The organism is Acinetobacter sp. AG3 (assembly GCF_022343575.1).
Lineage (GTDB): Bacteria > Pseudomonadota > Gammaproteobacteria > Pseudomonadales > Moraxellaceae > Acinetobacter > Acinetobacter guillouiae.
On record NZ_JAKQZD010000001.1, the window covers coordinates 4,145,057 to 4,171,642 of the forward strand.

The window sequence follows — 26,586 nt, forward strand, 5'->3', positions numbered from 1 at the left end:
TGAATCATAAGCGGGTTAAGTAGAAAGACCTAACCTTTCCATACCCGAAAACGTGCCATCGCCCAAATCACATAAGGCCAAAAAATCATATTGACTATGCTATGGATACTTTCCCAAATACGCCAATAGCCTCTACCAAAAATATCTGCGCGTGCATTAAAGATTTCAATTACAAAGGCAAACACCACTGTGGCGATAATCGCAAGATTTGATTTAAGTTGCCTTTTATGAATTGCAGCAACAATAAAATAGATGATTAAACCTGCATAGATAAATAAAGCATCACTACTTAAACCAGTAAAATGTTTAAGACTTGAAGCGAATTCTTGAACTTTTGCGAGAAACATAGCCACTCTTTTTTATTTTCAATTTTGTCTATTCTAAATTATATACCATAAATAAAGCATAACCCGAGTTCTGCATCCTGCAAAACTCGGGTTCATGAGGTTGTGCTTTCACATCTTATTCTTATTTTCTTGGTTATCCATTCCAACATCAAATCCTTGATGATTGCTCCATCGACTTCGTCTTCCTTAGTGAGATTTTCCGTTCTCATTCCCTGTGTCGATAAGTAAAGATTAAAACGAATATGCTTTGCATGCTATCCGCTTAGGGCCTAAATCCATGTAAGTAATTGCTTACAAAAATCAGCCATTTTTTAATTTTTTTGTCAGACAATCAGGTTCCAGCTTTATAACTTTGTGCAATTTCATCAGTCACCAACTTCTCCTCTTTCTCTGCTTTTTCAATCCCTTCCTGAATTGCCTCTTGCGCTTCCCTTTCATCTGCATCGGTTTGCTCTAACTCTTCTTGAGTTTGCTCAAAAATACGCCCTGTTTGTAATACCACATAAATCGGAAAATGATCTGAACCCACATGAGGCAGCCGCTGCATATGTACTAAAGCAAAATCTGTACTGTGAAATAAATGATCCAAAGACCATCTCAAAAATTTATAGTCAGCATGGAAGGTGTTGATATATCTGCGTCCCACACGTGGATCAAGCAAACCACTGATACGCTGAAATAAACGCGTTGTGCGTGACCAAGCAACATCGTTTAAATCGCCCATAACAATACAGCTCTCATCCAAGTCTTTGATCTGATCCCCCACAATAAGCAATTCAGCATCACGTAAAGTCGAGTCTTTGGCTTCTGTTGGGCTTGGTGGTTTGGGATGTAAACAATACAGTTGCACCGCTTGCCCAGATGGTAAAATCACCGTGGTATGAATAGACGGAATTTCATCACTGAGAATAAATTTAACCTCTGTATCGACCAACTTGAGTTTGCTATACAAATGCATCCCATAGAGATTGTCTAAAGGTATAGCCACACGATAAGGATAATCTTTTTCAATTTGAGCCAATTCATTTTGCCAAGTTTGATCAGTTTCAAGTGTCAAAACAATATCTGGCTGGTGCTGTTCAATTTGCTCAAGCAATAAGTGATATTGATCATTTGGTGTCAGCACATTCGACACAATCACTGAAATTTGCTGATCAGGATTAAGCTGATCTTTGCTCACCTGTTTGACTTGTTTCTTCCAAATGAAGGTATAAGGCAAAACCATCTTTAATTGAAAAGCTAAGGCAGCTATCAATAAAAATAAAATCACTTCACGAGCCAAGTCCCACGGCGCTGTCCAAAACAACATCAAGACCAAGGCAATCAAACCAACAAATAATATCTGCAAGCGTGGAAAATCAGCACCTCTAAACCACCATTCATCACGGGGAATCAGTGACCAGAAACTTAGCCAAATCACGATCAACGCAAGTACTTCTATCCAGATCATATTTTGTCACTCTTATATTCTTAATTTTTGAATGATTCATAAATTAATATCAATTTTGCATGTATCATAAACAAGATATATTGCACAATATAGTTGTGTTTTCATTGTGTATGCTATTGCAGTTACACACTCTTTTGATACACTCAAACCCCCTTTTATTTTTTAACGCACCGAGGCAAAGTGACATGAAAGTAGGTCTGGTCGGTTGGCGCGGGATGGTTGGTTCTGTCCTTATGCAACGTATGGTTGAAGAGAATGATTTTGCTCATTTTGAGCCATTCTATTTCTCTACCAGTAACGCAGGTGGTGAATCGCCTGCTTTTGGTGGTAAAACTGCTCCAGCACTTATGGAAGCGACGGACATTACCAGTCTGAAGCAAATGGATGTCATTATTACCTGTCAAGGTGGCGACTATACATCAGAAGTCTTTCCTCAGCTAAAAGCTGAAGGTTGGAAAGGCTATTGGATCGATGCAGCTTCTACATTGCGTATGGATGATGAAGCAATCATCGTACTCGACCCAGTCAACTTAAATGTTATCAAAGACGGTTTGGTCAATGGTATTAAAACATTTGTTGGCGGTAACTGTACGGTTTCTTTGATGTTGATGGGCATGGGTTCACTGTTCCAACACAATTTGGTGGAATGGATGACGGCGATGACGTATCAAGCCGCTTCAGGTGCTGGCGCGCAAAACATGCGTGAGCTGATCACAGGTATGGGGTATTTATATAACAATACTCAAGACTTGTTAGATGATCCACGTTCTGCGATTTTAGACATCGACAGCCGAATTGCCGAATTACAACGTGGCGAAGGTTTCCCGAAAGCAAACTTCGGTGTGCCTTTAGCGGGTTCGTTGATCCCTTATATTGATAAGCAACTTGAAAGCGGTCAATCTAAAGAAGAGTGGAAAGGTCAAGTTGAAACCAACAAGATCTTAGGTAATGCTCAGATTGTTCCAATTGATGGTCACTGTGTACGTATTGGTGCAATGCGTTGTCACTCTCAAGCCTTAACATTGAAATTGAAAAAAGATGTTCCGCTTGATGAGATTGAGGACATGATTCGTCAGTCTAACCAATGGGCAAAAGTGGTTCCAAATACACGTGATGCATCAATGACGGATCTTACTCCAGTCGCTGTAACAGGAACTCTATCTGTGCCAGTAGGTCGTTTACGTAAATTAAATATGGGTAAAGAGTATTTAGGCGCATTCACTGTAGGTGACCAATTACTTTGGGGTGCTGCTGAGCCTTTACGTCGTATGTTACGTATCTTAATCGACTATAAAAATGCTTAAAGTCACAAAAAACTCATAAACAATGAAAAAGCCGATCTATCTTGATCGGCTTTTTTATGTAACTATATTTATGTAACTCTAATGTTAATATTTTACATATAGACTACAGCTAAATATTGTATTATGGGGATGCCTTGAACTTTGTCAGAGCAATGGATAGAGATGACTGTATATAACAAATTAAAAATTGCCATTTTAGCCATCATGACGTCGCAAGCGGTGAGTGCGATTACAATAGACCCGATTCAAGTTCAATCAGGGTCTGGTGATCTGCTTTATGCTGAAATGAAGTTTAGTAATGCAAATCCAAATGAAAAAATAGAAGTCGGATTAGCCGATGCAGATGATATTCAAAATATTGGTATTTCCACGCAAGCACCTGGACATTTAAATTTTTATACTCGTCGTTCCGGAGATGGCACTGGGGTGATTGTGATTACCTCTTCTCGTCCGATTGTTGAATCTGAATTAAATATATTATTAAAAGTCAAAGAAGGGAGTGCGACCCATATTCAACAAGTCAAAGCCCCATTGACCCGTGGGCGTAGCAACGTCCCTGCTCCAATGAGCAATGCTTTAGTCAAAGAAAAGCCTCTGACACCTCAAATCATCGTCAGTGAAAAAGATATTGCATTAAATTTACCAACCAGCACGCAATACCACGTGACAACGCCAGAAGTCGTAACTCCACCAGCTATGGCAACCAAAGCAACGACGACAACGGATTCAGCTGGTACTTTAGCAATTAATGTGATTGCACCACCAGCACTCAAAACAGAACAAAAACCAACCACAGTTGCGACAAACACACCGCCTGCGGCTACAACCAATACTCCGAGTCTTCAAAGCAATCATCAAAGCAGTGCTCAGAATACGCCACAAACACCGACAGTAACTATACAACAAGTGCCTCAGCCACCAGCCGAAAAAGCACCAGTGCAATCAGCAAAAGCTCAGACCCCACCCGCTAAATTAGACGAGCAAAAAGCAGAATCACAAAAGCCAAAAGATTCCAAAGCTGAGACCAAGCAAGCAAAATCGAATGAGTCTCGCGTAGAGAAATCGAAAGCGGAGTCACAAAAAGCGCTTAAACAAGAAAAAGCCCATAAAGCATTAGATAAACAACCTAAGCATATTGTTCAGGCCAATGAGTCACTGTGGAAAATTGCTTCTCGGATTGCAGCAGAAACTAATCAAAGCGTTCCAGAAGTGATGCGACAAATTAAAGCAAATAATGCCAATGCGTTTATTCAAGGTGATGTAAACCGTATTCGTCGTGGTGCTGCACTCAATCTTGCAGCCAGCTATCGTCAAATACCACAAAGCAAAAATAAAGTTGCAACGGCTGCACCTGAAATTGCCAAAAAGCAATCGGGTTCTGCCAAATATCGTTTAGACCAAGCAGAAATGAGTTTAGTCGCAGACAATGAACAACCCGCTGCTCAGAGTCAAGGAAAGCAAAATACACAGTTGAATCAGACCACTACTGAATTATCTACAAAAGTTATGACTTCTCGTGAAAAAACGGTTAAATTACAGAAGAATGTGAACCAACTTGCAGCAGGTTTACAACAAAAGAATCAGCGAATTCAATTATTAAATGCTCAGCTCGCTCAATTGCAACAGCAATTACAACAGCAGAATGCAAAAAAACCAAATAGTTAGGATATTCAAAATATTGATTCATTGTGCTCAATGAAGGGGAAATAAAATGTTGTTGTATGTGATTCCATTTGTTCTACTCTTGGTCGTGGCGATCGTGCTCAAAAAACGAGAGGATGCCAATAAAGAGAGCGCCAGTACCAATAACAAAAAAAGTAACAATAAAAAGACGTCAAAGAAAAATGTTGCACGCACTGCGCGTACCTCAAAAAAACAACAGACCACTGTTGTTGAAGATGAAGTTATTGTTAAACAAGCAACAAAACCATTAAGCCCTGAATTAAAAACTAATATTGAAAAGCTGATTGCTGAGAAAAACTATTTCTCTGCTGAAGCAAAAATCAATCAAGTTTTAAACCAAGACAATGCTCAACATGAACTTTATCTTTATCTTTTAGATGTGCATCTGGCACAAAAAGATGAATTTGCAGTGAATCAGTTGATTAATCATATTCGTTCATTGGGCTTAGACGAAATCGTCATTCAAGCCGAAGAACGACGAAAAGCCAATCAAGCTGATCACCCAGTTGAATCGATTGCTTTTGAACCCTCAAGCCCTGTCGTGCCAGAAAGCAAAAATACAGCTGCCTTTGATGCCTTGATTGGAAATACAGAAACAATTTCACAACCCGCTGTATCTAAAACCGAAACGCAAAATCTGGCACAAGTCGATGCGCTAGAATTCGATCATTCAACGCTTGTTGAGCAGAAAGTTGAGACACCGCAACAACCTGTTCAGCCTTTAGAATTTAATTTAGATCCTGCACCTGAAAAAGCGCCAACAACAACACCTGAGCTTTCTTTTGAAGTAGTTCCTCCTGCCCCAGAAATTAAAACTGAAACTGTTAAGCCGTTAGAGTTCACGTTTACAGCAAATGAACCTACAGCAATTCCAGTTGAAAAAGCAGCAGAAGTTGAAATCGCACCAGAATTCAAACTTGATTTTGCTGAACCGATTATGCCAGTAGCTACTGAAGAAAGCACACCAGTACGTGAGTTTGAATTTAAACTCACGTCTACTGAACCAGAGACACAACCTACTTTTAGTTTTGATTTAGATCCAAAACCTGAAACAGTTGAGCAAGTGCATAGTACAGCAACACTTAGCCTTGAAACGCCTAGTGAAGCTGAAACCAGTCTGGCCATAGATGCAAACGACCCATTACTCCATTCATTCCCTGAGCTGGCTCAAGTGAATGAAGTTCAATTAAATTTAGACCTTGCTCAACAATATCTAAATTTGGGTGCATATGCTTCCGTTCGTGAGCTACTCTCACAAAATGAAGCAGCGTATACCGCTGAACAACGCCAACAATCACAAAATTTACTCAATCAAATAGCTTCTTAAATCTATTCGTCTTAAGATAAAGCAGTCATGAATGGCTGCTTTTTTATTATGAACAAAAAAATTGCTTTAATTTACATGGGTGGAACTTTTGGCTGTATTGGCGAGCCTTTAGCGCCGATGCCTGATGCTGAGTTTATTCCACAACTCAAAAAGGTCTTAGCACCTCAGTTTAAAATTGAGTGCTTTAAGGCGCCCAGTATCAAAGACAGTAGTGCATGTACAGCCATTGACTGGCTTATGCTGATTCAACAAATACAAAGCCTACAACTCCAAAATTTCCAACACTTTGTCATTATTCATGGTACAGATACACTCAGTTATGCTGCAGCGACCTTATCTCGCTTTTTAGCTGAGTCCTGTCATGTCGTCCTTACTGGAAGCCAATACCCACTGCTCAATATTCAAGGGGACAATACTCGAGAGTTCACCGATGCGCTGGATAATTTAAATACCGCACTGGATGCCGTCACTCGACTTCCTGTAGGCGTGTATTTGGCTTTCTACCATCAAGTGATTCATGCAAGAACCACATTAAAAGCCCATAGCACTGCTTTAGATGCATTTAAAGGACTCAAAGCCGAACAGCAAATAGCGGTAGATCATTCCGTCATTCAGGTACAACTTTCACATATCGAAAAAGCCAAATCGCTCAATATCGTCAATTGGATGATGGTGCCGACTGAAATATTACAGTTTGAACATAATCTGGAAATTTTCTCTAAACAGGCTCCGCATTTCTTAATCATTCAAGCTTATGGGGTAGGTAATTTAGCCGTAAATGCGGGCATTATCCAAAAAATTAAAAGCTTGCAGGAAAATGGCTGCCAAATCATTTTATCGACTCAAGTGCCTCTAGGCGGCATGGATCAACGCTATGCAATTAGCCAATGGATCAAAGATTCAAAAATTTTAGTCAGTGATGCATTGAGCCAAGCAGATCTTTATGCCAAAATTGTTAAAATTTATTTACAATACCCCTCTTCGGAACAATGGCATGACCATTGGTATGATCATCCTGAATAGAGGTATTTATGCAACGTTTTGCAATTGGTATTGAGTTTTGTGGCATGCGATATAAAGGTTGGCAAACTCAACAGCCTGGCGTACGTAGTATTCAGGAAACCATGGAAAAGGTGCTCAGTAAAATTGCCGACGAGCCCATTATTTTACATGGTGCAGGTCGTACTGACGCGGGTGTCCATGCGACCAATATGGTGGCCCACTTCGACACCAATGCGATTCGCCCTATACGTGGCTGGTTAATGGGTTCAAATAGTCAATTGCCCAAAGACATTTCAATCCAATGGATTAAAGAAATGGATAACGATTTCCATGCACGCTTTAAGGCAAAGGCACGTCGTTATCGTTATGTGGTCTATCAATCGGCAAATCGCCCAGCCCTGTTACATAAACAAGTGACACATGCCTATTATCCACTCGATGTGGATAAGATGATTGAAGCGGCGCAAAAATTTCAAGGTACGCATAATTTTGAAAGCTTCCGTGCTGCGGCATGTCAGTCCAATCAACCTGTACGTCATGTCAAACATTGTCGCTTAATTCGCCATGGCAACTATCTAGTTCTCGATATTCAGGCAGATGGCTTCTTACACCACATGGTACGTAATATCATGGGCTGCTTACTTGAGATTGGCCAAGGTCTATATGAAGTGGATCATATTGATGAAATTTTTGCGGCACAAGATCGTAAAGCGGCAGGAATCACCGCACCACCAGATGGACTTTATTTTATTCATGCAGATTACCCAGAACAATTTGAATTGCCTCAACCACCGTTAGGACCACACTGGTTAAATATGCCTGAATAATTTTTGCGGCTACATATAAAAAATCCTTCTCAATAGAAGGATTTTTTATATTAAAACTGTTCAGTTCATTTCCCGCAACATACGACTTAACGCTGTTTACGCTTTCTATATTCCACAGGCGTTTCATTGGTCCAGCGTTTAAATGCGCGGTAAAAAGTACTTGGCTCAGAGAATCCAGTCAAATAAACAATACGCTCAACACTTTCAGTGGTATTGGCCAATAATTTCTTGGCTAAGCGACAACGATAATCTGAAAGAATTTGTTGAAAGCTGGTATTGGCTTCCGAAAGCTGTGTACGTAAACGACGCGGGGTAATGCTGAGTTGTGCAGCAACAGTTTCAAGGGTTGTTTCACCACTTTCCAAAGTGGAGCCTATCGCACGACGTACTTCACCCACCAAATCATAACGTGCAAGCTCTTGCAGTTTTTCAATTGCAAGTTGTTCATGCAATTGCAATAACTCAGGTTCCGCTTGCCACAATGGATATTCTAAAATTGAAGGATCAAAATAAAGACGCGTCTCTTTTTGCCCTAAACTGACAGGACAACCATAAACACGATAATACTCACCATCAGAAGCACCATTGGTGAAATTAAAATCGATGTAAATCGGTTCAAAACGTCCTTCAGTGATAAATTTAAAGAAGCGTAAAATCCCTGAAATAGCACATTCTGAAAAATGACGATTGACGATGTTCTCACCCCAAGGCTGCTCACCATTGGTTAAATAACAACGTCCATCGTCATCAATGATCAATTTGGCATGAAATGCATCGCTAATTAAACGTTGATAAGCCAAAGCACGCTTTAAGCCTTCGCCAAAGTTTTCACTTGAAATAAACAAGTGTTCGATTACTTGCCCACGATACAGTGGCAAGTGCTCTCCGAGGTGTAAACCAATATCTGGATCATTACTGACTTCCTCCGCAGCGACCCAAAATGCAAATTGTGCATTCAACGGTGTTCGAGCATTTTGGTCAACCTGACCCAATGCTACCCCAGCCTTTGATAATATTTCTTCTGTCGGCAATCCTGCACGACGGATCGCTTGATAGCCTAATCGTAAAACAACCGAAGCATCAGTTAGCTGACTCACGCAGTGCCCTTCCTTGTATGTTATTCATTTATACTTAAAACATTTAATTTAGATTACAGTCGATTGACCAAACTGACAATATTTATCCGCTTTTTTTTGTAGAAATTGTTTAACAATATGTTCGCTTATTTTCAAGTCATCTACCGCCTTGTAATGCCGAATATTCTTGTCTTTCTGCAAAAAATTGCCTATAATTTGCGCCTTTCCAATTTGATCATCAGGTAGGCTATGGCCAATAAAGAGGAACTTATCGAGTTCGAAGGCGTTGTCACCGAAACGCTTCCTAATACTATGTTCCGTGTGCGTTTAGAAAACGGTCACGAAGTGATTGCTCACATTTCTGGTAAAATGCGTAAACACTATATTCGTATTTTAACAGGCGATAATGTAAAAGTTGAAATGACTCCATATGACTTAACAAAAGGTCGTATTACATATCGTGCACGCTAAGTTTTAGTGTAAGCAAAAGCCACTTTTAGGTGGCTTTTTCATTATCCACAAGATTTACCCTCCTGCTTACGATCTTTTATCGTCTGGCAACTATACATCTGACACATTAAAATCTGTTTCCTATACCTATTTATCACTTGTAATCCATTTACTTCAAAGTTGATAGCACTAATTTGTTCTAAATTTTAATACAACTGATCTTTTCACGGCTTCACCAGTCCTGTCTATTTGACGCTTTTTTAGTAAAATCTATACCACTTGGTTTGCTCTGCAACCAAGCTACATACATATGGCTGTATATTTATTATACTGAATAGAAATCATTTCTAAATTAAGTTAACTATGGATTAGGTGAAACTTATGAAAATACATGTATGTATGTTTTTATTGCCATCTGTTGCACTTGTTGGATGTAAAAGCTTAAACACCCGACCTGCAAATTTAGATCAATATTTACAGCAATTTATTGGTAAAACCAGTGCTGAAATTCAAAGTACCCTAAATTTTCGGGCTTTGGGATATAAGGTGAGTGATAAAATTCAAACCACCAGTAACACCTTAAGCTATACCATTCTTAGACAAATCAATATCCCTATGGCAGGAAGCAATGCGATTGTAGGCTCTACGATTGCCATTGCCACACCAAGCTATAACATTAATTTTAAGGTGGTGTTTCAAAAAGTATGCTGACATTAAATGAAGCCATTATTGATGTAAAAAAAGGTTAAGTCGAAAGCTTTAAAATGGTTTTCAATCTTTTTTGAAAAATTACAACTCCTTCTAAAACCGCGCCTAATTCGATGCCTTATTTTGCAATTATTACCTTCAATACCTACAGTAAAAAATTTACCAATACTTTGCTTGCAGTTTTTAAAAGCAGTTATGAAACTGTCCCAATGATCACTTGCAATTCGGGTGTAGTGAATACCTAATTGTTTAAGCTTTGTCTTCAATCGTTGAACTGTAGCTAAGTCTCTTTTACCCCAAACATAAGCAACAATCTCACCTGTTTCTCGATGGTAGGCGTAAATAAGCCATTGTTTATTATTTTTATTTCCCACAAAAGTCCAAAACTCATCAACTTCAAGAGACTCATAATGACTTTGTTTAGGCTGAATTTGGTAGGTCGATTCGGTTAAAGTACGTAAAACTTTACCGATACTGATTCGCTCAACTTCAGCGATATCTCGTATACCACTACCTCTGACCATCAACTGTAATATTTTTCGAGTAATGCCTGAATTACATCCTAGATAGCTCAGAGCATGGTCACCAATAAACTGACGTTTACAGTCTTTGCACTGATAGTTTTGTTTCCCATCTACTTTGATGCCATTTTTCTTTATACTGTCACTGAGGCAGGTTGGACATTTGATTTCTAGAGTTATTCGCATTTCTCTATTTTATCAAAATTCAACCTGCTTTGTTTCAGCATACTTTTTGAAACACCACCGAATTGTTTGATAGGAAGCAAAGAAAATGCCAAAAGATTTTGTTTATGATGATGCAACTGCGTTAGTACAATCCATCCAAAATGGACAAATCAGTAGCCGTGAATTGCTGGAATCACAGATTGAACGGATTAATAAATACAACAAACACATCAATAGTTGTGTTGCATTTGATTATGACAATGCAAGGATTTTAGCAGATCAGGCTGACCTCGCCATCAAGCGACAAGCCCCACTTGGTAAATTACATGGCATTCCGATGACCATCAAAGATGCCTTTAAAGTGAAAGGCATGCCGTGTACCGATGGCAATCCAGAATTCCAACACTATGTCCCCACCGAAAATGCTGTTTCGGTCAATAAATTGGTCGGTGCTGGAGCCATTCCTTTTGCAAAAACCAATGTACCCTTTAAATGTGCAGATATTCAAACCTACAACAAATTTTATGGTACTGCCAATAATCCATGGAATTTAAATCTCACAACAGGCGGCTCATCAGGTGGTTCTGCTGCGGCACTAGCATCGGGATTTACACCGATTGAGCTTGGTAGTGATATTGGTGGTTCTATTCGAACACCAGCACATTTTTGTGGTGTCTATGGTCATAAATCCACCTATGGATTGATTGATTTCAGAGGACACATCATGAATTACGAGGACGAGTTATCCCAACCTGACCTTGCCGTCATTGGTCCAATGGCTCGTTCAGCACGGGACTTAAGTTTATTATTAGATGTTTTAGTCGAGCCAAATGCGGATGACTTTAGAGCTTTTAAACTCAAGGAATCTGAAAAACAAACCATTCAAGAGTTTAAAGTATTATTCTGGATGGATGATGAATCGTGTCCAATCGATTCACGCCTAAAGAAAAAATACGATCAACTTTTGCAAACCCTGCAAACTGCCAAGGTTAACGTGGATGTAGGTCGTCCAAAAAATTGGGATTTTGATGAAATATTTAAATCCTACGCCACTCGATTGATCAGCCAAATGACTTTTGCAGATCCTAAACTAAGTCGATTGTCCATGTCGGCATCTACGCCATTAATCAAATTACTTAATGGTAAAGCAGGCATTCCGCCTTTGGCCTATGGATTTACACAAGGTGCTAACCTGAGTCATGCAGAATGGCTTGCCAAATATGAAGAGTCATTGCATATCAAGCAAAAATGTCTTGAAATTTTTGCAGAATACGACGTCATTATTTGCCCACCTATTTTGACTCTAGCGTTTGAACACAATCATAAAGAACCTTTGATGTTTCGCACGCTACAAGTCGATGGAAGAAAACGTTTCTATCTTGAGTTATTCAAATGGATTTCGCCAGCAACTGTATTTGGGTTGCCATCAACCTCTGCACCGATAGGCTTATCTGAGGACAATCTACCAGTCAATATTCAAATATTGGGACAACCGTATGCAGACAAAGTCACCATTAAATTTGCTGAACTGCTTGCACAAATTACGGATGGATTCCAAAAACCGCCTTTGGATTTTTAGTTGCACTATCCATCATAGCGTAATTTAACAGTCTTTCACCGACTAGAAATCAATTGATTGACGATGTTTTGTTGTTTTAACACAGTTATGAACTAAACCATTTGGTGGTGTTTCAAAAAGTATGCTGAAACAAAGCAGGTTGAATTTTGATAAAATAGAGAAATGCGAATAACTCTAGAAATCAAATGTCCAACCTGCCTCAGTGACAGTATAAAGAAAAATGGCATCAAAGTAGATGGGAAACAAAACTATCAGTGCAAAGACTGTAAACGTCAGTTTATTGGTGACCATGCTCTGAGCTATCTAGGATGTAATTCAGGCATTACTCGAAAAATATTACAGTTGATGGTCAGAGGTAGTGGTATACGAGATATCGCTGAAGTTGAGCGAATCAGTATCGGTAAAGTTTTACGTACTTTAACCGAATCGACCTACCAAATTCAGCCTAAACAAAGTCATTATGAGTCTCTTGAAGTTGATGAGTTTTGGACTTTTGTGGGAAATAAAAATAATAAACAATGGCTTATTTACGCCTACCATCGAGAAACAGGTGAGATTGTTGCTTATGTTTGGGGTAAAAGAGACTTAGCTACAGTTCAACGATTGAAGACAAAGCTTAAACAATTAGGTATTCACTACACCCGAATTGCAAGTGATCATTGGGACAGTTTCATAACTGCTTTTAAAAACTGCAAGCAAAGTATTGGTAAATTTTTTACTGTAGGTATTGAAGGTAATAATTGCAAAATAAGGCATCGAATTAGGCGCGGTTTTAGAAGGAGTTGTAATTTTTCAAAAAAGATTGAAAACCATTTTAAAGCTTTCGACTTAACCTTTTTTTACATCAATAATGGCTTCATTTAATGTCAGCATACTTTTTGAAACACCACCAATTTTAATTGTAAAGTCATTTTTCTATTAAAAAATGGTGTTGCTGAATCTGTTGAGTATTTAGGTCGAGCTTGTTAGCTGTTTTAAAGTGAATCTAATACCCATCGCTATAATGGCGAGAAAATGGATAGACTTTTATCAAAAGCTAAAATTTAACAATAAAAAACACAGCTTAAGCTGTGTTTTTTATTACCAAGCATTTAAAACAGGTATTTAAGCAATCGCTGCAACGACAGCTTCACCCATTTCAGCCGTACCAACTTTACGCATGCCATCAGACATAATATCGCCAGTACGCAAGCCTTGGTCTAAAACTTGCCCTACAGCATCCTCAATGGCTTTTGCAGCCACTTCTTCACGGAAGGTGTAGCGTAGCATCATTGCCACAGAAAGAATGGTAGCAAGTGGATTGGCAACGTTTTGCCCAGCAATGTCAGGAGCAGAACCATGACAAGGTTCATACATACCTTTGCCATTCTCATCTAAAGAGGCAGATGGAAGCATACCAATAGAGCCGGTTAGCATTGCTGCTTCATCGGAAAGAATGTCACCAAACAAGTTCCCTGTCACAATCACATCAAACTGTTTTGGCGCACGAACCAATTGCATTGCTGCATTATCGACGTACATATGTGAAAGTTGAATATTTGGGTATTGTTGTTCTTTAAGTGCAGTCACTGTCTGCTTCCAAAGCTCAGTCACTTCAAGCACGTTGGCTTTATCCACTGAACAAACTTTACCACCGCGTAAGTTTGCCATTTCAAAAGCAACTTTTGCGATACGTTTAATTTCAGACTCTGAATAAACGTCAGTGTTATAACCTTGCTTCTCACCATTTTCGAGTTCACGAATACCACGTGGTTGACCAAAGTAGATGCCACCCGTCAGTTCACGAACAATAAGGATATCTAACCCAGAAACAATCTCTGGTTTAAGACTAGACGCATCCGCCAATTGCGGATAAAGGATTGCAGGGCGTAAGTTAGCAAATAGATTTAATTCACTACGAATTTTCAATAAGCCACGTTCTGGACGAATTGAACGTTCAATATTATCCCATTTTGGACCGCCTACAGCACCCAGTAAAATTGCATCTGCTTTTTTCGCTTGCTCCGCTGTTACAGCTGGATAAGGTTCACCATGTGCATCAATTGCTGCGCCCCCTAACAAACCCTGTTCCCATGTTAAACCTAAATTAAATTTATCATTGACACGTGTCAGTACTTTTTCAGCAGCAGCAACGATCTCAGGACCGATACCATCACCTGCCAAAATCAAAATTTGTTTAGACATTTGTAGTTCCATTTATTTTTCAGTATCTATACTGATGTGAGATTAAATCTTCTGTTCAACAAATTCGCTCACGCCAGTCACCGCATTATGCGGGCGACAAAAACGGCGAATTGTCCGTTTTTCTTGAATCATATCGACACATAGCGGTGTCGGTGAAGAAACATTCAGTAAACTTCCTGAACCCTGTGACCTTAAGCGATACATCTTAAATGTGTATTTTTGATTTGCTTTAAAATCATGAATAACATGGAAAACTTCAGCATGCTGTTTAGTGATTGGATAGAATCGAATCACCATCTCATATTGCTGAGGTGGAATCGTTAAATAAACACCATTTTGATCTAAAGGCTCACCCGTTAATTTGAGATAACCCTTTTGAATGGCGCTACGATTGGCACGTTGTGCACGTTCATCCATGATAATCACATCATTTAAGCGCGCAAATTCACAATGCTCTGCACCTGAACAATAGACAGAAACCGAATTTTGGCTGACATGTTTATTTTCAGCTTGCTTGATACGCATTAAATCAACCATTTGAGTGGATTGACATGCACTAAGCATAAAGCTTGTTAAACCGATTAAAACACTGCAACTCAAAAACTTAGTCATTGCTCAACCCCAACCCTCACTTCACTGAGTCAACATTCATTTTGTTATACTCGCATGTTAGCAAGAGTTAGGCATTCACGCTATGTGTAAAATGTTCGCTGAAAATTAACCTTGAATTTCAGCAAATACCCAAGGGCGTGATTGTTTGGTTTTTTCTTCATAAGCACGAATTTCATCCGCAGCCTGTAAAGTCAAACCAATATCATCCAAGCCATTCAATAAACAGTGTTTACGAAATGGATCGACTTCAAATTTAAAAGCTTCACCACTTGGTGTACGGACTTCTTGAGCTTCTAAATCAATGGTTAATTGATAGCCTTCCTGAGCAGCACATTCTTTAAATAATTGATCAACAACAGATTCAGGTAAAATCACTGGCAACATGCCATTTTTAAAACTGTTATTGAAAAAGATATCAGCATAGCTTGGTGCAATCACTGTGCGAAAACCATACTCTTCCAATGCCCAAGGCGCATGTTCACGGCTTGAACCGCAACCAAAATTGGCACGAGAAATAAGTACAGATGCCGCTTGGTAACGTGGCTGATTCAAAATAAAATCAGGATTCTTCGGACGTTTAGAATTGTCCTGCCCTGGATAACCTTCATCTAAATAACGTAATTCATCAAATAAGTTATCACCAAAACCAGTGCGTTTAATTGATTTTAAAAACTGTTTTGGAATGATTAAGTCGGTATCTACATTGGCACGGTCTAAGGGTGCAACAATACCCTGTTCAACGGTATAAGCTTTCATCTCTTTGCTCCTTAAGCCTGATTAGAATGAACGTACATCAACAAAGTGACCTGCAATTGCTGCCGCAGCTGCCATTGCTGGACTGACAAGGTGAGTACGTCCACCATTGCCCTGACGGCCTTCAAAGTTACGATTTGAAGTCGACGCACAATGTTCACCCGGTTGTAACTTGTCAGCATTCATCGCCAAACACATTGAACAACCTGGCTCACGCCACTCAAAACCAGCTTCGATCAAGATTTTATCTAAACCTTCCGCTTCCGCTTGTTGTTTCACTAAACCAGAGCCTGGAACAACCATGGCCTGCTTAATACTAGACGCTACTTTTTTACCTTTTGCCACTTCTGCAGCAGCACGAATATCTTCAATACGTGAGTTGGTGCAAGAACCAATGAATACGCGGTCTAATTGAATATCAGCCAATGCCTGACCTGCATTTAAACCCATATATTGATACGCACGGGTCCAGTCATTACGCTGTACATCATCTTTGGCCTGTTCCAAAGTTGGAACTGCTTGAGATACAGGAATCACCATCTCAGGAGAAGTGCCCCAAGACACTTGTGGTTCAATTTCTTCACCATTTAAAACCACGATCGTATCAAAATGTGCATCTTCATCAGAATGTAAAGTATTCCAATACGCGACTGCCGCATCCCACTGTTGACCTGTTGGTGCATAAGGACGATCTTTAACATATTCAATCGTTTTGTCATCGACAGCAACCATACCAACACGCGCACCGCCTTCGATTGCCATATTGCACACAGTCATACGCCCTTCAATCGACATATCACGGAATACTTGACCACCAAATTCAATCGCATGCCCAGTACCGCCAGCCGTTCCGATTTTACCAATAATTGCCAAAACCACGTCTTTTGGTGTAACGCCTTGACCTAATGTTCCATCAACACGCACCAACATGTTTTTCATTTTCTTCTGTACTAAGCATTGTGTTGCCAATACATGTTCAACTTCTGACGTTCCGATCCCGTGTGCCAAACAACCGAATGCGCCATGTGTCGCTGTATGCGAGTCACCACATACCACCGTCATACCCGGTAAAGTTAAACCTTGTTCTGGTCCAACGACATGTGCAATACCTTGACGCACATCGTTAATGTCAAACTGCACTACATTAAAGGTTTTACAGTTATCGTCTAAGGTCTGAACTTGGATACGAGAAGTATCATCTTCAATCCCAGCAATCCCTTCTGAACGCTCTTTGGTTGATGTAGGAACATTATGGTCAGGTGTTGCAACGTTAGCACTTAAACGCCAAGGTTTACGCCCAGCAAGTTGTAAGCCTTCGAATGCTTGTGGAGAAGTCACTTCATGCAATAAATGACGGTCGATATAAAGTAATGCTGAACCATCATCACGTTGTGTTACAAGATGGTCATCCCACAATTTGTCATACAAAGTTTTTACTGATTCTGTTTTTGCTTTTTGGTTTTCGCCTGCCATGTCGAAATGCTCCACTGGACTGGGTAATTCTTTCATTCACTCAATTATAACCACGTTTTTACATAAATCTAATTTATCATTTTTATTAATTTAAAAACTTTTTGGAATTAATTTTATTCAAATAAATGCTCCTAAAATCACCTTTATAAAGTATTTAAATCAATGATATATTTTCAATGACTTTAAAAGCACTTGGCTTAATCATCAAGAAAAAATAGAGCTTAAACCAATAAATGTACGTCCTAAACCATAAATTAAGCAAATCCATGATTTAAAAAGAACTCAATAATTCCTATATCAACAATCACGATGCAATGTATAAAGAATAAAATATCGCTTTATCCAATCAACATTAATCAAAAAAACCTTTTTACATTGCAATTGATAATGATTATTATTTAACTATTGAATTAATAAGTGGTGATTCTCATGGCGAGTATCCAAAATTTCCTACAAAGCAATCAACGTGTTTTCAAAAAAACCTTAAGCTATTACATCATGCATATCACAGTAGCAATGCTGGTTGCTTATGCAGTGACTGGTAATTTTTGGATGGCTGTGACATTAAGTTTACTTGAACCGACTGTACAAGCATTTGCATTCTTTTTCCATGAAAAGGCTTGGAATAAACGAGACCAAAAGGCAGCACAAAGCACTGAAATTAAAATCTAAATCAGATGTATTTTCTGTGGCTGGAGCTGCTAATCACCACCGCCTCCTCCACAGCTGCTACAACTACTACAAGAGGAAGATGAATCAGAACTTGTACTATGTGAATGGCTCGAATCACTGGATGAACTTGATCCTGAACATGAGCTAGAAGAACATGACGATGTTGCAGAAGCCTGTGGAAAATCTGAAGTTGAACTTGTCATTTGGCTATACATTGTCATCATAAATGGTAAGCTAAAAATTAAACCCCGCTCCCATCGAACATGGGCATCAACCTGAAAAATTCGAGGTAAGACCTGCGTGTTTTGTGGATTCAATCCATGTAAAGCACATGCCCCATGCCAAGTATTGAACAATTGCTGTCTTTGAGCAGCTCGCTGTGATTCTGTTACTTGTAAATCATGCGGTTTATGAATCAGTTCATAACCTAAAAAACGTTGGCTCATGGACTGATAAAAGTCATCAAATTCTTCAATCAATATATGCCATAACGCATCCACTGAGTGTGAAGGCATTGCATAAGCTCCCCTACGCCACAAATGAATTGCTAAATAGTCTTTAAAACCCTCTTCAATCAATGGATAAGAAGATTGTCGAATGTTTGGATGTCTTTGTTTAAAAGCAAGCCAAATACGATTTGGAAATTTAAAATTCTCCAACTCTTGCATTTTTCTTAGGCGATTTAACCGAAGCTTCAACCAAATTATGCTGAGAATAGCGATGATAATGATGGGGAAATAGATATTGAAAAAATATACAAAGATTAAGCCTAGAGCAGAAAATATCAGTATCGTGGTAAAAAATCGAAGCCAAGTTTTAGAGAAGGTATTTCTAGTATGTTGTTGAAAATAGTGAATGGTGGTGTTTGTTGGTTGATTCAAATAGCTTTCCTTTTGTTGTTTTTATGCGCTGAATATAAATGAGCTTTGCTTAAATTGTACAGTAAAAAGTTGTATTAAAATTTTTCCAAAGCACGAATAGAACCAATCACTTTGCTAAAAATAAAAAAATTTGAAAATTACTTTGATTAATTCTTAAATTTTCTAAATAATGAATTACGCATAAAAATTCTTTATGGATGGAAATATTATGAATCTCGCTGCTTTTGAAGCCTTTGTCAAAGTTATGGAAACTGGTTCGATTTCTATGGCAGCAGAACATCTGTTTATTACTCAGCCAGCTGTCACCAAACGCATACATAGCTTAGAAGAATATTTCGGCGTCAAACTTTTTGAGTCTGCAGGTCGTGGTGTTCAAGCCACACATGCAGCGCATTCATTATTACCTAAAGTAAAAAACTGGTTAAATGAATTGGGAGATATTCACCATACCCTGAGTCATGAGCAAGGTGAAGTTCGAGGAAAACTCAAGATTGGCACCAGTCACCATATTGGCCTACACCATTTACCACAGCATTTAAAAAAATATGTACAGCACTTTCCTGAAGTCAAACTAGATGTACATTTTGTAGACTCTGAACAAGCGCATGAACAAGTGCTTGCTGGGGATTTAGAACTGGCATTTTTAACCCTTCCGCCACAAGGTGATGAGCGTTTGCGTTATATCACGATTTGGAATGATCCTTTGGTATTCGTGGTTGCACCCTTTCATCCTTTGGCACAAAAAAAGAACCTTAAGCTTGAAGATCTGATCGAATACCCAAGCTTATTACCAGCAGCACAGACTTATACCAGTCAAATCACCTTGGCAGAATTTGAAAAGAAAGGTTTAAAGCCAAAAATTACCATGAGCAATAATCCGCTTGAATCTATTCGGATGTTGGTTTCCATTGGTTTAGGCTGGTCTGTTCTACCTAAAACCTTGTTAAATCAAGACTTACAACAACTTGATATTCGTTTTGAAATGAACCGCCAATTGGGTATGGTTTGGCATCCTGGACGTACCCAGTCTAGAGCTGTGCAGGAATTGATTGAGATGATGAAATAATCCCTACAATCAAAATCCCTTATCTTGTTACTCAAGATAAGGGATTTACATATTACACAGGGATAGTCGTAGTTATCTTTCCCTTCATTCCCTTATAAAGTCTTCATTGCACAACTTTTTACTTTACTGAGTCTTCATGTAGAGACTCATTTAACTGATCAACCACTAATGCCCATTCACCATCAGATTTAATTTTTTCAGCAAGAAACTGACGTTGTCCCTCACTCCAATAAGATGCGTCTGTAATTAGAGTATCTGCATCCAACTGGTGATTTTCAATAAAACTTTGAATTGCTTCTTCGCTAGAATCCAAGCCGAGTTGTTCAAATAAATTGGTCATTCTTGGACGTGTCTGGCTCATTATATAATCTCCGTCAGTTTTAAAAGTGCTCAAATCAACATAGCATTTTTACACTATAAATGAAGTACAAAATCTTCATTTATAAAAATATTTACAAAACTTCTCATTCTTGACAAAACAATCAAGCCATAAAAAAGCAGTGATCAACACTGCTTTAAATCACAATAATCAGCCCAGCTCAAATCGACCAATCTTGGATATCCCAACCCTGTTCTTTTGCCAGATGCTCAAGACGATCATCAGGATTTACTGCAATCGCATGGTCAGCATATTCCAATAAAAAACGGTCATTAATCGAATCTGAATAAGCCCATGATTCAGTGACAGTACGACCATCGAGCCATTGATCCAAACGTGCCAATTTACCTTTTTGGTAACATGGAATATTGATCACTTTCCCCGTGTATTTCCCATCTTTTATTTCAGCATTGGTCGCAATAATTTCGCTGATACCAAATTCACGGAAAATAGGTGCTGTAATAAAATCTGAAGTTGCCGTAATACCAACCAACGCATGGCCTAAATCTTTATGTTTTTGAATCGCGGCAAAACCAGCTGGACGCATTTGTGGACGAATCACTTTTTGCATAAACAACTGATGTAATTCAGTTAAATAATCATTATCGTGTTGAGTAAGAAACTCAAAGACAAATTCATTATAAGCAATTGGATCAAGCTTGCCTGCTTTATAGTCTTCATAAAACTGATCATTCATCGCACGATGTCGGACTGGATCGACCAAGCCTTCATTGACTAAGAACTCTCCCCAAGAATGGTCAGAATCTGTATTTAATAAGGTGTGATCTAAGTCAAACAGCGCCAATTCCATGAAAATACTCGTTTAAACTGAAATTTAAGAAAAAAATTGTAAATCTATCACCGCTAGTCGATAGAAATTCGTTAAGATCATAGCAATTTTAAAACATTATTACTTTGACTTTAATCGAGTTGGACAAAAGAGTGTATGTCCCCATATATAAAGTCAAATGAAATTAACAAATTTTAGGTAGCCAAATGATCGACTCAGAAGGTTTCCGACCCAACGTCGGGATCATTTTGGCAAACGATATTGGACAAGTTTTATGGGCAAAACGCATTGGACACAATGCTTGGCAATTTCCTCAAGGAGGTATCCAGTTTGGAGAGACTCCTGAGCAAGCTCTATTTAGAGAACTACGAGAAGAAGTTGGGCTCCTACCCGAACATGTCCAAATTATTGCCCAGACAGATGACTGGTTGCATTATCGTTTGCCGCTTCGATACATTCGCTCGGATTCCGATCCGATTTGTATTGGACAAAAGCAAAAATGGTTTTTACTGAAACTCACAGCTTCAACGAAACATATTCAGTTGAATCTCTCTGACCCGCCGGAGTTTGATCAATGGCAATGGGTTAGTTACTGGTACCCGCTTGGACAAGTGGTGAATTTTAAACGAGATGTTTATCGTAAAGCGATGATGGAGTTATGTATGCGAATGCCGCAATATACAGCTGAAATTTCTTCAAAATATGAATGATTTTTCAAGGTAGTACTGTTATAAATAATACTGATGAAGTCGCTTTAAAACATAGCTTAAATTAGGAGCATACATCCATGTCGAACATGCAACTGGACACATTAAGACGTATTGTACAAGAGATCAATGCGTCAGTCAGTTTGCATGATTCTTTGGAAATCATGGTTAATCAAGTTTCCGAAGCCATGCATGTTGATGTTTGCTCTATTTACCTTTTAGATGAACGTAACCAACGTTATGTACTCATGGCAACCAAAGGCTTAAACCAAGAATCTGTAGGGACAGTTTCCTTACAACTTGGCGAGGGTTTGGTTGGTTTAGTGGGGCAACGTGAAGAGATTGTCAACTTAGACAATGCGTTTAAACATGAACGGTTTGCCTACTTCCCCGAGACAGGGGAAGAGATCTATAACTCGTTCCTTGGTGTTCCAGTCATGTATCGCCGCAAAGTGATGGGCGTGATGGTGGTTCAGAACACCGAACCTCAAGATTTTAGCGAGGCAGCAGAATCATTTCTGGTGACCTTATGTGCGCAACTCTCTGGGGTAATTGCTCATGCACATGCAGTGGGTAATATTGATGTTTTCCGTAAACCCAGCAATTCATCTAACTACAAGACCTTCCAAGGTTCATCTGGTGCAGGCGGCATTGCACTTGGGCGTGCCATCATCCTTTACCCTCCGGCAGATTTAGCTTCAGTTCCAGACCGTGATGCGGATGATATCAGTGAAGAACTTAAGCTTTTAGACCAAGCTATTGCGTCTGTACGCAATGAAATTCAATCGCTTGATGACAAAATGCAAGATTCACTCATGGCGGAGGAACGTGCTTTATTTAGCGTGTTCTTACGTATGTTGGATGAAAATGCCCTACCTGCTGAAATTAAAGAAATTATTCGAGATGGAAGCTGGGCGCAAGGTGCAGTTAAAAATGTGATTGAACGCCATGTTGCGCTTTTTGCACAAATGGAAGATGACTATTTACGTGAACGTGTATCTGATTTAAAAGACCTTGGACGCCGAATCCTAGCAGCATTACAAGAAGGTGATACCAGCCATAAAGAGATCACCTCTGAAAGTATTTTAATTGGAGATGAGATCAGCACTGCTGCTTTGGTTGAGCTTCCTGTAGATAAAATCGCCGCGATTGTAACCTCTGAAGGGGCTGCCAACTCACACATGGTGATTGTCGCCCGTGCTCTCGGTATTCCAACTGTGGTGGGTGTTACTGAGCTGCCGGTAAATACGCTTGATGATGTTGAAATGATTGTCGATGCTTATCAAGGCCGGGTTTTTGTCAATCCACCACGTCGTTTACGTACACGTTATAAAGAGATCCAAAAAGAAGAAGAACAAATTGCCAAAGATTTAAAGCAATACGAAACCAAAGATGCCATTACACCTGATGGTGTTGCTGTAAAGCTGTATGTAAATACTGGTCTGATGATTGATGTGGTACGTGGGGTTCAACGTGGTGCAAAAGGCGTAGGGCTTTATCGTTCTGAAATTCCATTTATGCTGCGTGAACGCTTCCCGGGCGAAGAAGAACAGCGTGCGATTTATCGTCAACAGCTGAGTCACTTTGCCAACAAACCTGTGGTGATGCGTACACTTGATATTGGTGCGGATAAAGACCTGCCATATTTCCAAATTGAGGAAGAAAACTCAGCTTTAGGATGGCGTGGCATTCGTTTTACCCTTGATCACCCTGAAATCTTTTCCTCACAAATCCGAGCAATGTTAAAAGCCAGTATCGGCTTAAACAATCTGCATATTTTATTGCCAATGGTCACCAGTGTCAGTGAAGTAGAAGAAGCACTTTACTTACTGGAACGTGACTGGATTGCGGTTCAAGAAGAAGAGCAAGTTAACTTCGCCAAACCGAAAATCGGGATTATGGTTGAAGTACCGAGTGTACTTTTACAAATTGGTGAATTTGCTGAATTGGTCGATTTCTTCTCAGTCGGTTCAAATGACTTGATTCAATATTTATTGGCAGTTGATCGTAATAATCCACGTGTATCCAGTGTTTATTCACACTTCCACCCTTCTGTACTCCGTGCTTTAACGCGTTTGGTTCAAGAATGTCATAAGTATGAAAAACCGATCAGTATTTGTGGAGAAATGGCAGGCGACCCACTCTCAGCTATCTTACTTATGGCAATGGGATTCAATACCTTGTCGATGAGTTCAAGTAATATTCTGCGTGTGCGTAAAGCGATTTGTCATGTATCAATGACAGATGCACAAAAGCTATTAGAAGAAGTGATTGCGATGAATAACCCACTCATGGTCAAGAGCTGGATGGAGTATTACTTTAAGCATCATGGTTTGGCTGATATGGTGAAATCGAATCGTCTAGTCAATATTTAATTGTTTATTTTTATTAGATTTTTATAATTATTCAAGCAAAAATTGCAGTCCACAAAAAAGGCCGATAATCATCAGAATATCGACCTTTTTTGTGTTTATCATAACCACGTTTTGCATTCTTTTTACGATCTACAAACACTTGGCTTTTGTTGACTTCATGCATGTGTTTGGCCACAAAGTTGTGAATCACAACCTCTGGCATTGTTTTTTTCTTTGCCATTTTCTTTACCTATTTTGCTGTATACCACTTGATCAGTGGGAATCTGATATTACGCTTTTTTGTGTAGAATACAAGTATTTGTATTGATCAAGTTTGTGACTATTTTCTATTGCACTCTTTTTACCTATTACATCAAGGCAAATTTGCAGATTTATCTCAAATTGATTTTAATCATCAGAAGATCATCTTTAATTTAATTAAAATTTTACAAATCAGATTGAAAACTTCATGTAATTCATGAGTATTGTTATCTATAGTATTTAAAGAAATTTGAATATAAATATGCTCAATAAAATATAGGGTAATGAGTTAGAACTGGAGGATCATGTGTTCAATCAAAAGAAATTATCGAGTTTTCTACTATTATTGGTTATTCCTACACTTGGTTTAATCGCATGTAGTAAACCTGAGAAAGCGGAAGTCATAACAACTGAATCAAGTGCGAGTTCTGTACCATCTGAAATTGTGAAAACTGAATCTACAGAGAACACTTTTGATCTCTCCAAGATTCCAATTTCAAATATTACACTCGGTCAGTTTCCATATATTTCTTTGCCAAATGGCTATCAGTTTCACGAAGCAACAAGCGTAAATTTTGAGAAAATACCATTTTGGACAGGTCAACATATCGAAAATGTTGAAGGTCAATTATATAGTGCAGCCATTCAACAAAATGAAAATTATAAAGAAGGAAGTTTTTTAGAATTGCAACGTAATTTGGAAAATGTAATCCAGCAATTGGGTGGCAAACAAATTACCCAGAGTAAAATTCCTCAACAAGAATTAGAAAAGATCCCACAAAAATTCCAAGTCGATTATGTTGCAGGATTGGGAGATGTTTTTAATAACCCGACACAGACCTTTGTGATACGTCAAGCGAATAAAAATATTTGGTTCCAATTGACACAGACAGGGAATGGACATGCTGGCCTATTCGTCGCAGAAACTAAACCTGTTGAAATTACAGCTAAAGCATTAAGTTCAGACCAACTCAAAACAGCTTTGGATAAGGACAATAAAGTCAATATTGATGTTAACTTTGCCACGGATCAAGCGAATATTTTGCCTGACTCTCAACCCCAAATTGAACAAGTCATTCAACTGCTAAAAAACAACCCTGAACTCAAATTGAGTATTAATGGTCATACAGATAATTCAGGTGATACCAAACATAATCAAACGCTTTCAGAACAACGTGCAAATGCTGTTGTTAAGGCTTTAACCAATAATACTGGAATTCAACAAAGCCGTTTAACAGCCAAAGGCTTGGGAGATACACACCCTATTGCGGATAATTCAACTGAAGACGGTAAAGCTTTAAATCGTAGAGTTGAGCTGATTAAATCTAATTAATTCTGTGAAATGCTGAGTTCAATGAACAAAGAAAACCCATTATAAATAAATGGGTTTTCTTTTAAAAATAGCTCACTCACTACATACACGATGTACTCAGTAAAACTCTATCTAGCAATCGTTTTACATCCACAGCTTGCACATCTAACATTTCAGCCACTCGTCCATAAAACACACTATAAGGTGTTTTAATAAAAGCATCCGCTTGTAATCTACTGTTGATTCTTCTGCTCATAAACAAATTTTTATCAAAAGATAAAAACTGCGATAACAACAACTTATTTACAGAAATAAAAGCTTAATTACAACAGCTTTCAATAAAAAACAAAAATATTAAATATTTTCAACAATATAAATTTGCCGAATTCAAAAAATGCATATATATTGTATATACATTTTTTTGATTATCACCTTTGGGGATAAATACGTCATGGCTGAATTACCCAAAAAGACAAAGGTGAATAAAAAAGATGGGCAACTCTTAATTCGCATTAACAGTGCTGAGCGTGACCAGTTTTTACAACTCTGTGAAACGATGGATACCAGTGCAGCACGTGAGTTAAGAAAATTTATCCGTAGTTTTATCAAAAAACATCAGCCAACGGATACTCAGACTAAGGAGTAACATGATGTCTAAGCAAGTTAAATCTTTAAAACAGAAAATCAAAGCACGTTTGGAAAA

27 protein-coding genes are annotated in these 26,586 nt (G+C 38.7%); 15 read left to right on the forward strand and 12 right to left on the reverse strand.

Translation table 11 applies throughout. The features are described from left to right. Positions 1-29: 29 nt before the first annotated feature. Together L3V46_RS19300 and L3V46_RS19305 are read right to left on the reverse strand one after the other, a co-directional pair. Entirely contained in the window at positions 30-347 is a 318-nt protein-coding gene (locus L3V46_RS19300) for a hypothetical protein (RefSeq protein ID WP_004718064.1), read from the reverse strand. A 331-nt stretch (positions 348-678) separates the two neighbouring features. Next, positions 679-1,797, reverse strand: a complete 1,119-nt coding sequence (locus L3V46_RS19305) for an endonuclease/exonuclease/phosphatase family protein (RefSeq protein ID WP_034611639.1) — start codon at positions 1,795-1,797, stop codon at positions 679-681. Positions 1,798-1,982: 185 nt separating this feature from the next. On the opposite strand from L3V46_RS19305, the gene asd reads away from it, so the two are divergent. The 5 genes from asd (at position 1,983) to truA (ending at position 7,940) form a co-directional block, all read left to right on the forward strand. Then, positions 1,983-3,101 carry an aspartate-semialdehyde dehydrogenase gene (asd, locus tag L3V46_RS19310; protein ID WP_004718072.1) on the forward strand — a complete coding sequence of 373 codons (1,119 nt, stop codon included), beginning with the start codon at positions 1,983-1,985 and terminating at the stop codon, positions 3,099-3,101. Between the two features lie 162 nt (positions 3,102-3,263). Continuing rightward, a complete protein-coding gene (locus L3V46_RS19315; RefSeq protein ID WP_239046525.1) occupies positions 3,264-4,766 on the forward strand; it encodes a hypothetical protein in 1,503 nt (500 codons plus the stop codon). A 46-nt stretch (positions 4,767-4,812) separates the two neighbouring features. Continuing rightward, the gene (locus L3V46_RS19320) at positions 4,813-6,111 is read left to right on the forward strand and encodes a hypothetical protein (RefSeq protein WP_239046526.1); all 1,299 of its coding nucleotides are present in this window, start codon (positions 4,813-4,815) and stop codon (positions 6,109-6,111) included. A 48-nt stretch (positions 6,112-6,159) separates the two neighbouring features. After that, positions 6,160-7,134, forward strand: coding sequence for an asparaginase domain-containing protein (locus tag L3V46_RS19325; protein ID WP_239046527.1), 975 nt, complete (start codon positions 6,160-6,162; stop codon positions 7,132-7,134). A gap of 8 nt (positions 7,135-7,142) precedes the next feature. Next, positions 7,143-7,940, forward strand: coding sequence for a tRNA pseudouridine(38-40) synthase TruA (gene truA, locus L3V46_RS19330; protein ID WP_004718082.1), 798 nt, complete (start codon positions 7,143-7,145; stop codon positions 7,938-7,940). 86 nt (positions 7,941-8,026) lie between these two features. On the opposite strand, the gene L3V46_RS19335 is transcribed toward truA, so the two are convergent. Then, on the reverse strand, positions 8,027-9,037 hold the full coding sequence (locus L3V46_RS19335; RefSeq protein ID WP_004818793.1) for an AraC family transcriptional regulator: 1,011 nt from the start codon (positions 9,035-9,037) through the stop codon (positions 8,027-8,029). A gap of 228 nt (positions 9,038-9,265) precedes the next feature. Here L3V46_RS19335 and infA point away from each other — a divergent pair, with 228 nt between their 5' ends. After that, positions 9,266-9,487, forward strand: a complete 222-nt coding sequence (infA, locus tag L3V46_RS19340; protein ID WP_004718087.1) for a translation initiation factor IF-1 — start codon at positions 9,266-9,268, stop codon at positions 9,485-9,487. Between the two features lie 360 nt (positions 9,488-9,847). Beyond that, positions 9,848-10,177 carry a hypothetical protein gene (locus L3V46_RS19345; RefSeq protein ID WP_239046528.1) on the forward strand — a complete coding sequence of 110 codons (330 nt, stop codon included), beginning with the start codon at positions 9,848-9,850 and terminating at the stop codon, positions 10,175-10,177. A 2-nt stretch (positions 10,178-10,179) separates the two neighbouring features. On the opposite strand, the gene L3V46_RS19350 is transcribed toward L3V46_RS19345, so the two are convergent. Then, the gene (locus L3V46_RS19350) at positions 10,180-10,881 is read right to left on the reverse strand and encodes an IS1-like element ISPa14 family transposase (protein ID WP_001223318.1); all 702 of its coding nucleotides are present in this window, start codon (positions 10,879-10,881) and stop codon (positions 10,180-10,182) included. 85 nt (positions 10,882-10,966) lie between these two features. On the opposite strand from L3V46_RS19350, the gene L3V46_RS19355 reads away from it, so the two are divergent. Then, positions 10,967-12,439, forward strand: coding sequence for an amidase family protein (locus tag L3V46_RS19355; RefSeq protein WP_004986488.1), 1,473 nt, complete (start codon positions 10,967-10,969; stop codon positions 12,437-12,439). Between the two features lie 162 nt (positions 12,440-12,601). Continuing rightward, positions 12,602-13,303, forward strand: a complete 702-nt coding sequence (locus tag L3V46_RS19360) for an IS1-like element ISPa14 family transposase (protein ID WP_001223318.1) — start codon at positions 12,602-12,604, stop codon at positions 13,301-13,303. Between the two features lie 240 nt (positions 13,304-13,543). On the opposite strand, the gene leuB is transcribed toward L3V46_RS19360, so the two are convergent. The 4 genes from leuB to leuC form a co-directional block, all read right to left on the reverse strand. After that, a complete protein-coding gene (gene leuB / locus L3V46_RS19365) occupies positions 13,544-14,623 on the reverse strand; it encodes a 3-isopropylmalate dehydrogenase (RefSeq protein ID WP_004718091.1) in 1,080 nt (359 codons plus the stop codon). Between the two features lie 42 nt (positions 14,624-14,665). Then, the gene (locus tag L3V46_RS19370) at positions 14,666-15,235 is read right to left on the reverse strand and encodes a hypothetical protein (protein ID WP_004718093.1); all 570 of its coding nucleotides are present in this window, start codon (positions 15,233-15,235) and stop codon (positions 14,666-14,668) included. A gap of 105 nt (positions 15,236-15,340) precedes the next feature. Continuing rightward, a complete protein-coding gene (leuD, locus tag L3V46_RS19375) occupies positions 15,341-15,991 on the reverse strand; it encodes a 3-isopropylmalate dehydratase small subunit (protein WP_004718096.1) in 651 nt (216 codons plus the stop codon). 21 nt (positions 15,992-16,012) lie between these two features. Beyond that, positions 16,013-17,461, reverse strand: a complete 1,449-nt coding sequence (leuC, locus tag L3V46_RS19380; protein WP_004818782.1) for a 3-isopropylmalate dehydratase large subunit — start codon at positions 17,459-17,461, stop codon at positions 16,013-16,015. A gap of 423 nt (positions 17,462-17,884) precedes the next feature. On the opposite strand from leuC, the gene L3V46_RS19385 reads away from it, so the two are divergent. Continuing rightward, positions 17,885-18,133 carry a DUF2061 domain-containing protein gene (locus L3V46_RS19385; protein ID WP_171066891.1) on the forward strand — a complete coding sequence of 83 codons (249 nt, stop codon included), beginning with the start codon at positions 17,885-17,887 and terminating at the stop codon, positions 18,131-18,133. Between the two features lie 29 nt (positions 18,134-18,162). On the opposite strand, the gene L3V46_RS19390 is transcribed toward L3V46_RS19385, so the two are convergent. After that, positions 18,163-18,648, reverse strand: a complete 486-nt coding sequence (locus L3V46_RS19390; protein WP_239046529.1) for a hypothetical protein — start codon at positions 18,646-18,648, stop codon at positions 18,163-18,165. Between the two features lie 574 nt (positions 18,649-19,222). Here L3V46_RS19390 and L3V46_RS19395 point away from each other — a divergent pair. Continuing rightward, positions 19,223-20,080: a LysR family transcriptional regulator gene (locus tag L3V46_RS19395; RefSeq protein WP_004718104.1), complete on the forward strand. Its 858-nt coding sequence runs from the start codon at positions 19,223-19,225 to the stop codon at positions 20,078-20,080. 118 nt (positions 20,081-20,198) lie between these two features. On the opposite strand, the gene L3V46_RS19400 is transcribed toward L3V46_RS19395, so the two are convergent. Together L3V46_RS19400 and L3V46_RS19405 are read right to left on the reverse strand one after the other, a co-directional pair. Then, positions 20,199-20,441: a DUF2789 domain-containing protein gene (locus L3V46_RS19400; RefSeq protein ID WP_004718105.1), complete on the reverse strand. Its 243-nt coding sequence runs from the start codon at positions 20,439-20,441 to the stop codon at positions 20,199-20,201. 178 nt (positions 20,442-20,619) lie between these two features. Beyond that, on the reverse strand, positions 20,620-21,270 hold the full coding sequence (locus L3V46_RS19405) for an HAD family hydrolase (RefSeq protein WP_004718108.1): 651 nt from the start codon (positions 21,268-21,270) through the stop codon (positions 20,620-20,622). A gap of 185 nt (positions 21,271-21,455) precedes the next feature. Between L3V46_RS19405 and L3V46_RS19410 the strand changes: the two genes are divergently transcribed. Both L3V46_RS19410 and ptsP read left to right on the forward strand, forming a co-directional pair. After that, on the forward strand, positions 21,456-21,959 hold the full coding sequence (locus L3V46_RS19410) for an RNA pyrophosphohydrolase (RefSeq protein ID WP_004718109.1): 504 nt from the start codon (positions 21,456-21,458) through the stop codon (positions 21,957-21,959). 77 nt (positions 21,960-22,036) lie between these two features. Further along, on the forward strand, positions 22,037-24,331 hold the full coding sequence (ptsP, locus tag L3V46_RS19415; protein ID WP_004718112.1) for a phosphoenolpyruvate--protein phosphotransferase: 2,295 nt from the start codon (positions 22,037-22,039) through the stop codon (positions 24,329-24,331). A 31-nt stretch (positions 24,332-24,362) separates the two neighbouring features. Here ptsP and L3V46_RS19420 read toward each other — a convergent pair whose 3' ends face one another. After that, entirely contained in the window at positions 24,363-24,551 is a 189-nt protein-coding gene (locus L3V46_RS19420; protein WP_239046530.1) for a hypothetical protein, read from the reverse strand. Between the two features lie 327 nt (positions 24,552-24,878). On the opposite strand from L3V46_RS19420, the gene L3V46_RS19425 reads away from it, so the two are divergent. Then, on the forward strand, positions 24,879-25,904 hold the full coding sequence (locus tag L3V46_RS19425; RefSeq protein WP_239046531.1) for an OmpA family protein: 1,026 nt from the start codon (positions 24,879-24,881) through the stop codon (positions 25,902-25,904). A 430-nt stretch (positions 25,905-26,334) separates the two neighbouring features. Then, positions 26,335-26,529, forward strand: a complete 195-nt coding sequence (locus L3V46_RS19430) for a hypothetical protein (protein WP_004718119.1) — start codon at positions 26,335-26,337, stop codon at positions 26,527-26,529. Positions 26,530-26,586: the final 57 nt, after the last annotated feature.

Bases quoted from the DNA above. Each gene is read 5' to 3' on its own strand.
- ptsP (WP_004718112.1), top strand. From the start codon at position 22,037: ATGTCGAACATGCAACTGGACACATTAAGACGTATTGTACAAGAGATC.
- L3V46_RS19390 (WP_239046529.1), bottom strand. From the start codon at position 18,648: ATGCCTTCACACTCAGTGGATGCGTTATGGCATATATTGATTGAAGAA.
- L3V46_RS19350 (WP_001223318.1), bottom strand. From the start codon at position 10,881: ATGCGAATAACTCTAGAAATCAAATGTCCAACCTGCCTCAGTGACAGT.
- L3V46_RS19315 (WP_239046525.1), top strand. From the start codon at position 3,264: ATGACTGTATATAACAAATTAAAAATTGCCATTTTAGCCATCATGACG.
- L3V46_RS19345 (WP_239046528.1), top strand. From the start codon at position 9,848: ATGAAAATACATGTATGTATGTTTTTATTGCCATCTGTTGCACTTGTT.
- L3V46_RS19305 (WP_034611639.1), bottom strand. From the start codon at position 1,797: ATGATCTGGATAGAAGTACTTGCGTTGATCGTGATTTGGCTAAGTTTC.
- leuB (WP_004718091.1), bottom strand. From the start codon at position 14,623: ATGTCTAAACAAATTTTGATTTTGGCAGGTGATGGTATCGGTCCTGAG.
- L3V46_RS19355 (WP_004986488.1), top strand. From the start codon at position 10,967: ATGCCAAAAGATTTTGTTTATGATGATGCAACTGCGTTAGTACAATCC.
- L3V46_RS19430 (WP_004718119.1), top strand. From the start codon at position 26,335: ATGGCTGAATTACCCAAAAAGACAAAGGTGAATAAAAAAGATGGGCAA.
- L3V46_RS19300 (WP_004718064.1), bottom strand. From the start codon at position 347: ATGTTTCTCGCAAAAGTTCAAGAATTCGCTTCAAGTCTTAAACATTTT.
- L3V46_RS19370 (WP_004718093.1), bottom strand. From the start codon at position 15,235: ATGACTAAGTTTTTGAGTTGCAGTGTTTTAATCGGTTTAACAAGCTTT.
- L3V46_RS19320 (WP_239046526.1), top strand. From the start codon at position 4,813: ATGTTGTTGTATGTGATTCCATTTGTTCTACTCTTGGTCGTGGCGATC.
- L3V46_RS19410 (WP_004718109.1), top strand. From the start codon at position 21,456: ATGATCGACTCAGAAGGTTTCCGACCCAACGTCGGGATCATTTTGGCA.
- truA (WP_004718082.1), top strand. From the start codon at position 7,143: ATGCAACGTTTTGCAATTGGTATTGAGTTTTGTGGCATGCGATATAAA.
- L3V46_RS19325 (WP_239046527.1), top strand. From the start codon at position 6,160: ATGAACAAAAAAATTGCTTTAATTTACATGGGTGGAACTTTTGGCTGT.
- L3V46_RS19405 (WP_004718108.1), bottom strand. From the start codon at position 21,270: ATGGAATTGGCGCTGTTTGACTTAGATCACACCTTATTAAATACAGAT.
- L3V46_RS19360 (WP_001223318.1), top strand. From the start codon at position 12,602: ATGCGAATAACTCTAGAAATCAAATGTCCAACCTGCCTCAGTGACAGT.
- L3V46_RS19400 (WP_004718105.1), bottom strand. From the start codon at position 20,441: ATGAGCCAGACACGTCCAAGAATGACCAATTTATTTGAACAACTCGGC.
- leuD (WP_004718096.1), bottom strand. From the start codon at position 15,991: ATGAAAGCTTATACCGTTGAACAGGGTATTGTTGCACCCTTAGACCGT.
- L3V46_RS19420 (WP_239046530.1), bottom strand. From the start codon at position 24,551: ATGGCAAAGAAAAAAACAATGCCAGAGGTTGTGATTCACAACTTTGTG.
- infA (WP_004718087.1), top strand. From the start codon at position 9,266: ATGGCCAATAAAGAGGAACTTATCGAGTTCGAAGGCGTTGTCACCGAA.
- asd (WP_004718072.1), top strand. From the start codon at position 1,983: ATGAAAGTAGGTCTGGTCGGTTGGCGCGGGATGGTTGGTTCTGTCCTT.
- leuC (WP_004818782.1), bottom strand. From the start codon at position 17,461: ATGGCAGGCGAAAACCAAAAAGCAAAAACAGAATCAGTAAAAACTTTG.
- L3V46_RS19395 (WP_004718104.1), top strand. From the start codon at position 19,223: ATGAATCTCGCTGCTTTTGAAGCCTTTGTCAAAGTTATGGAAACTGGT.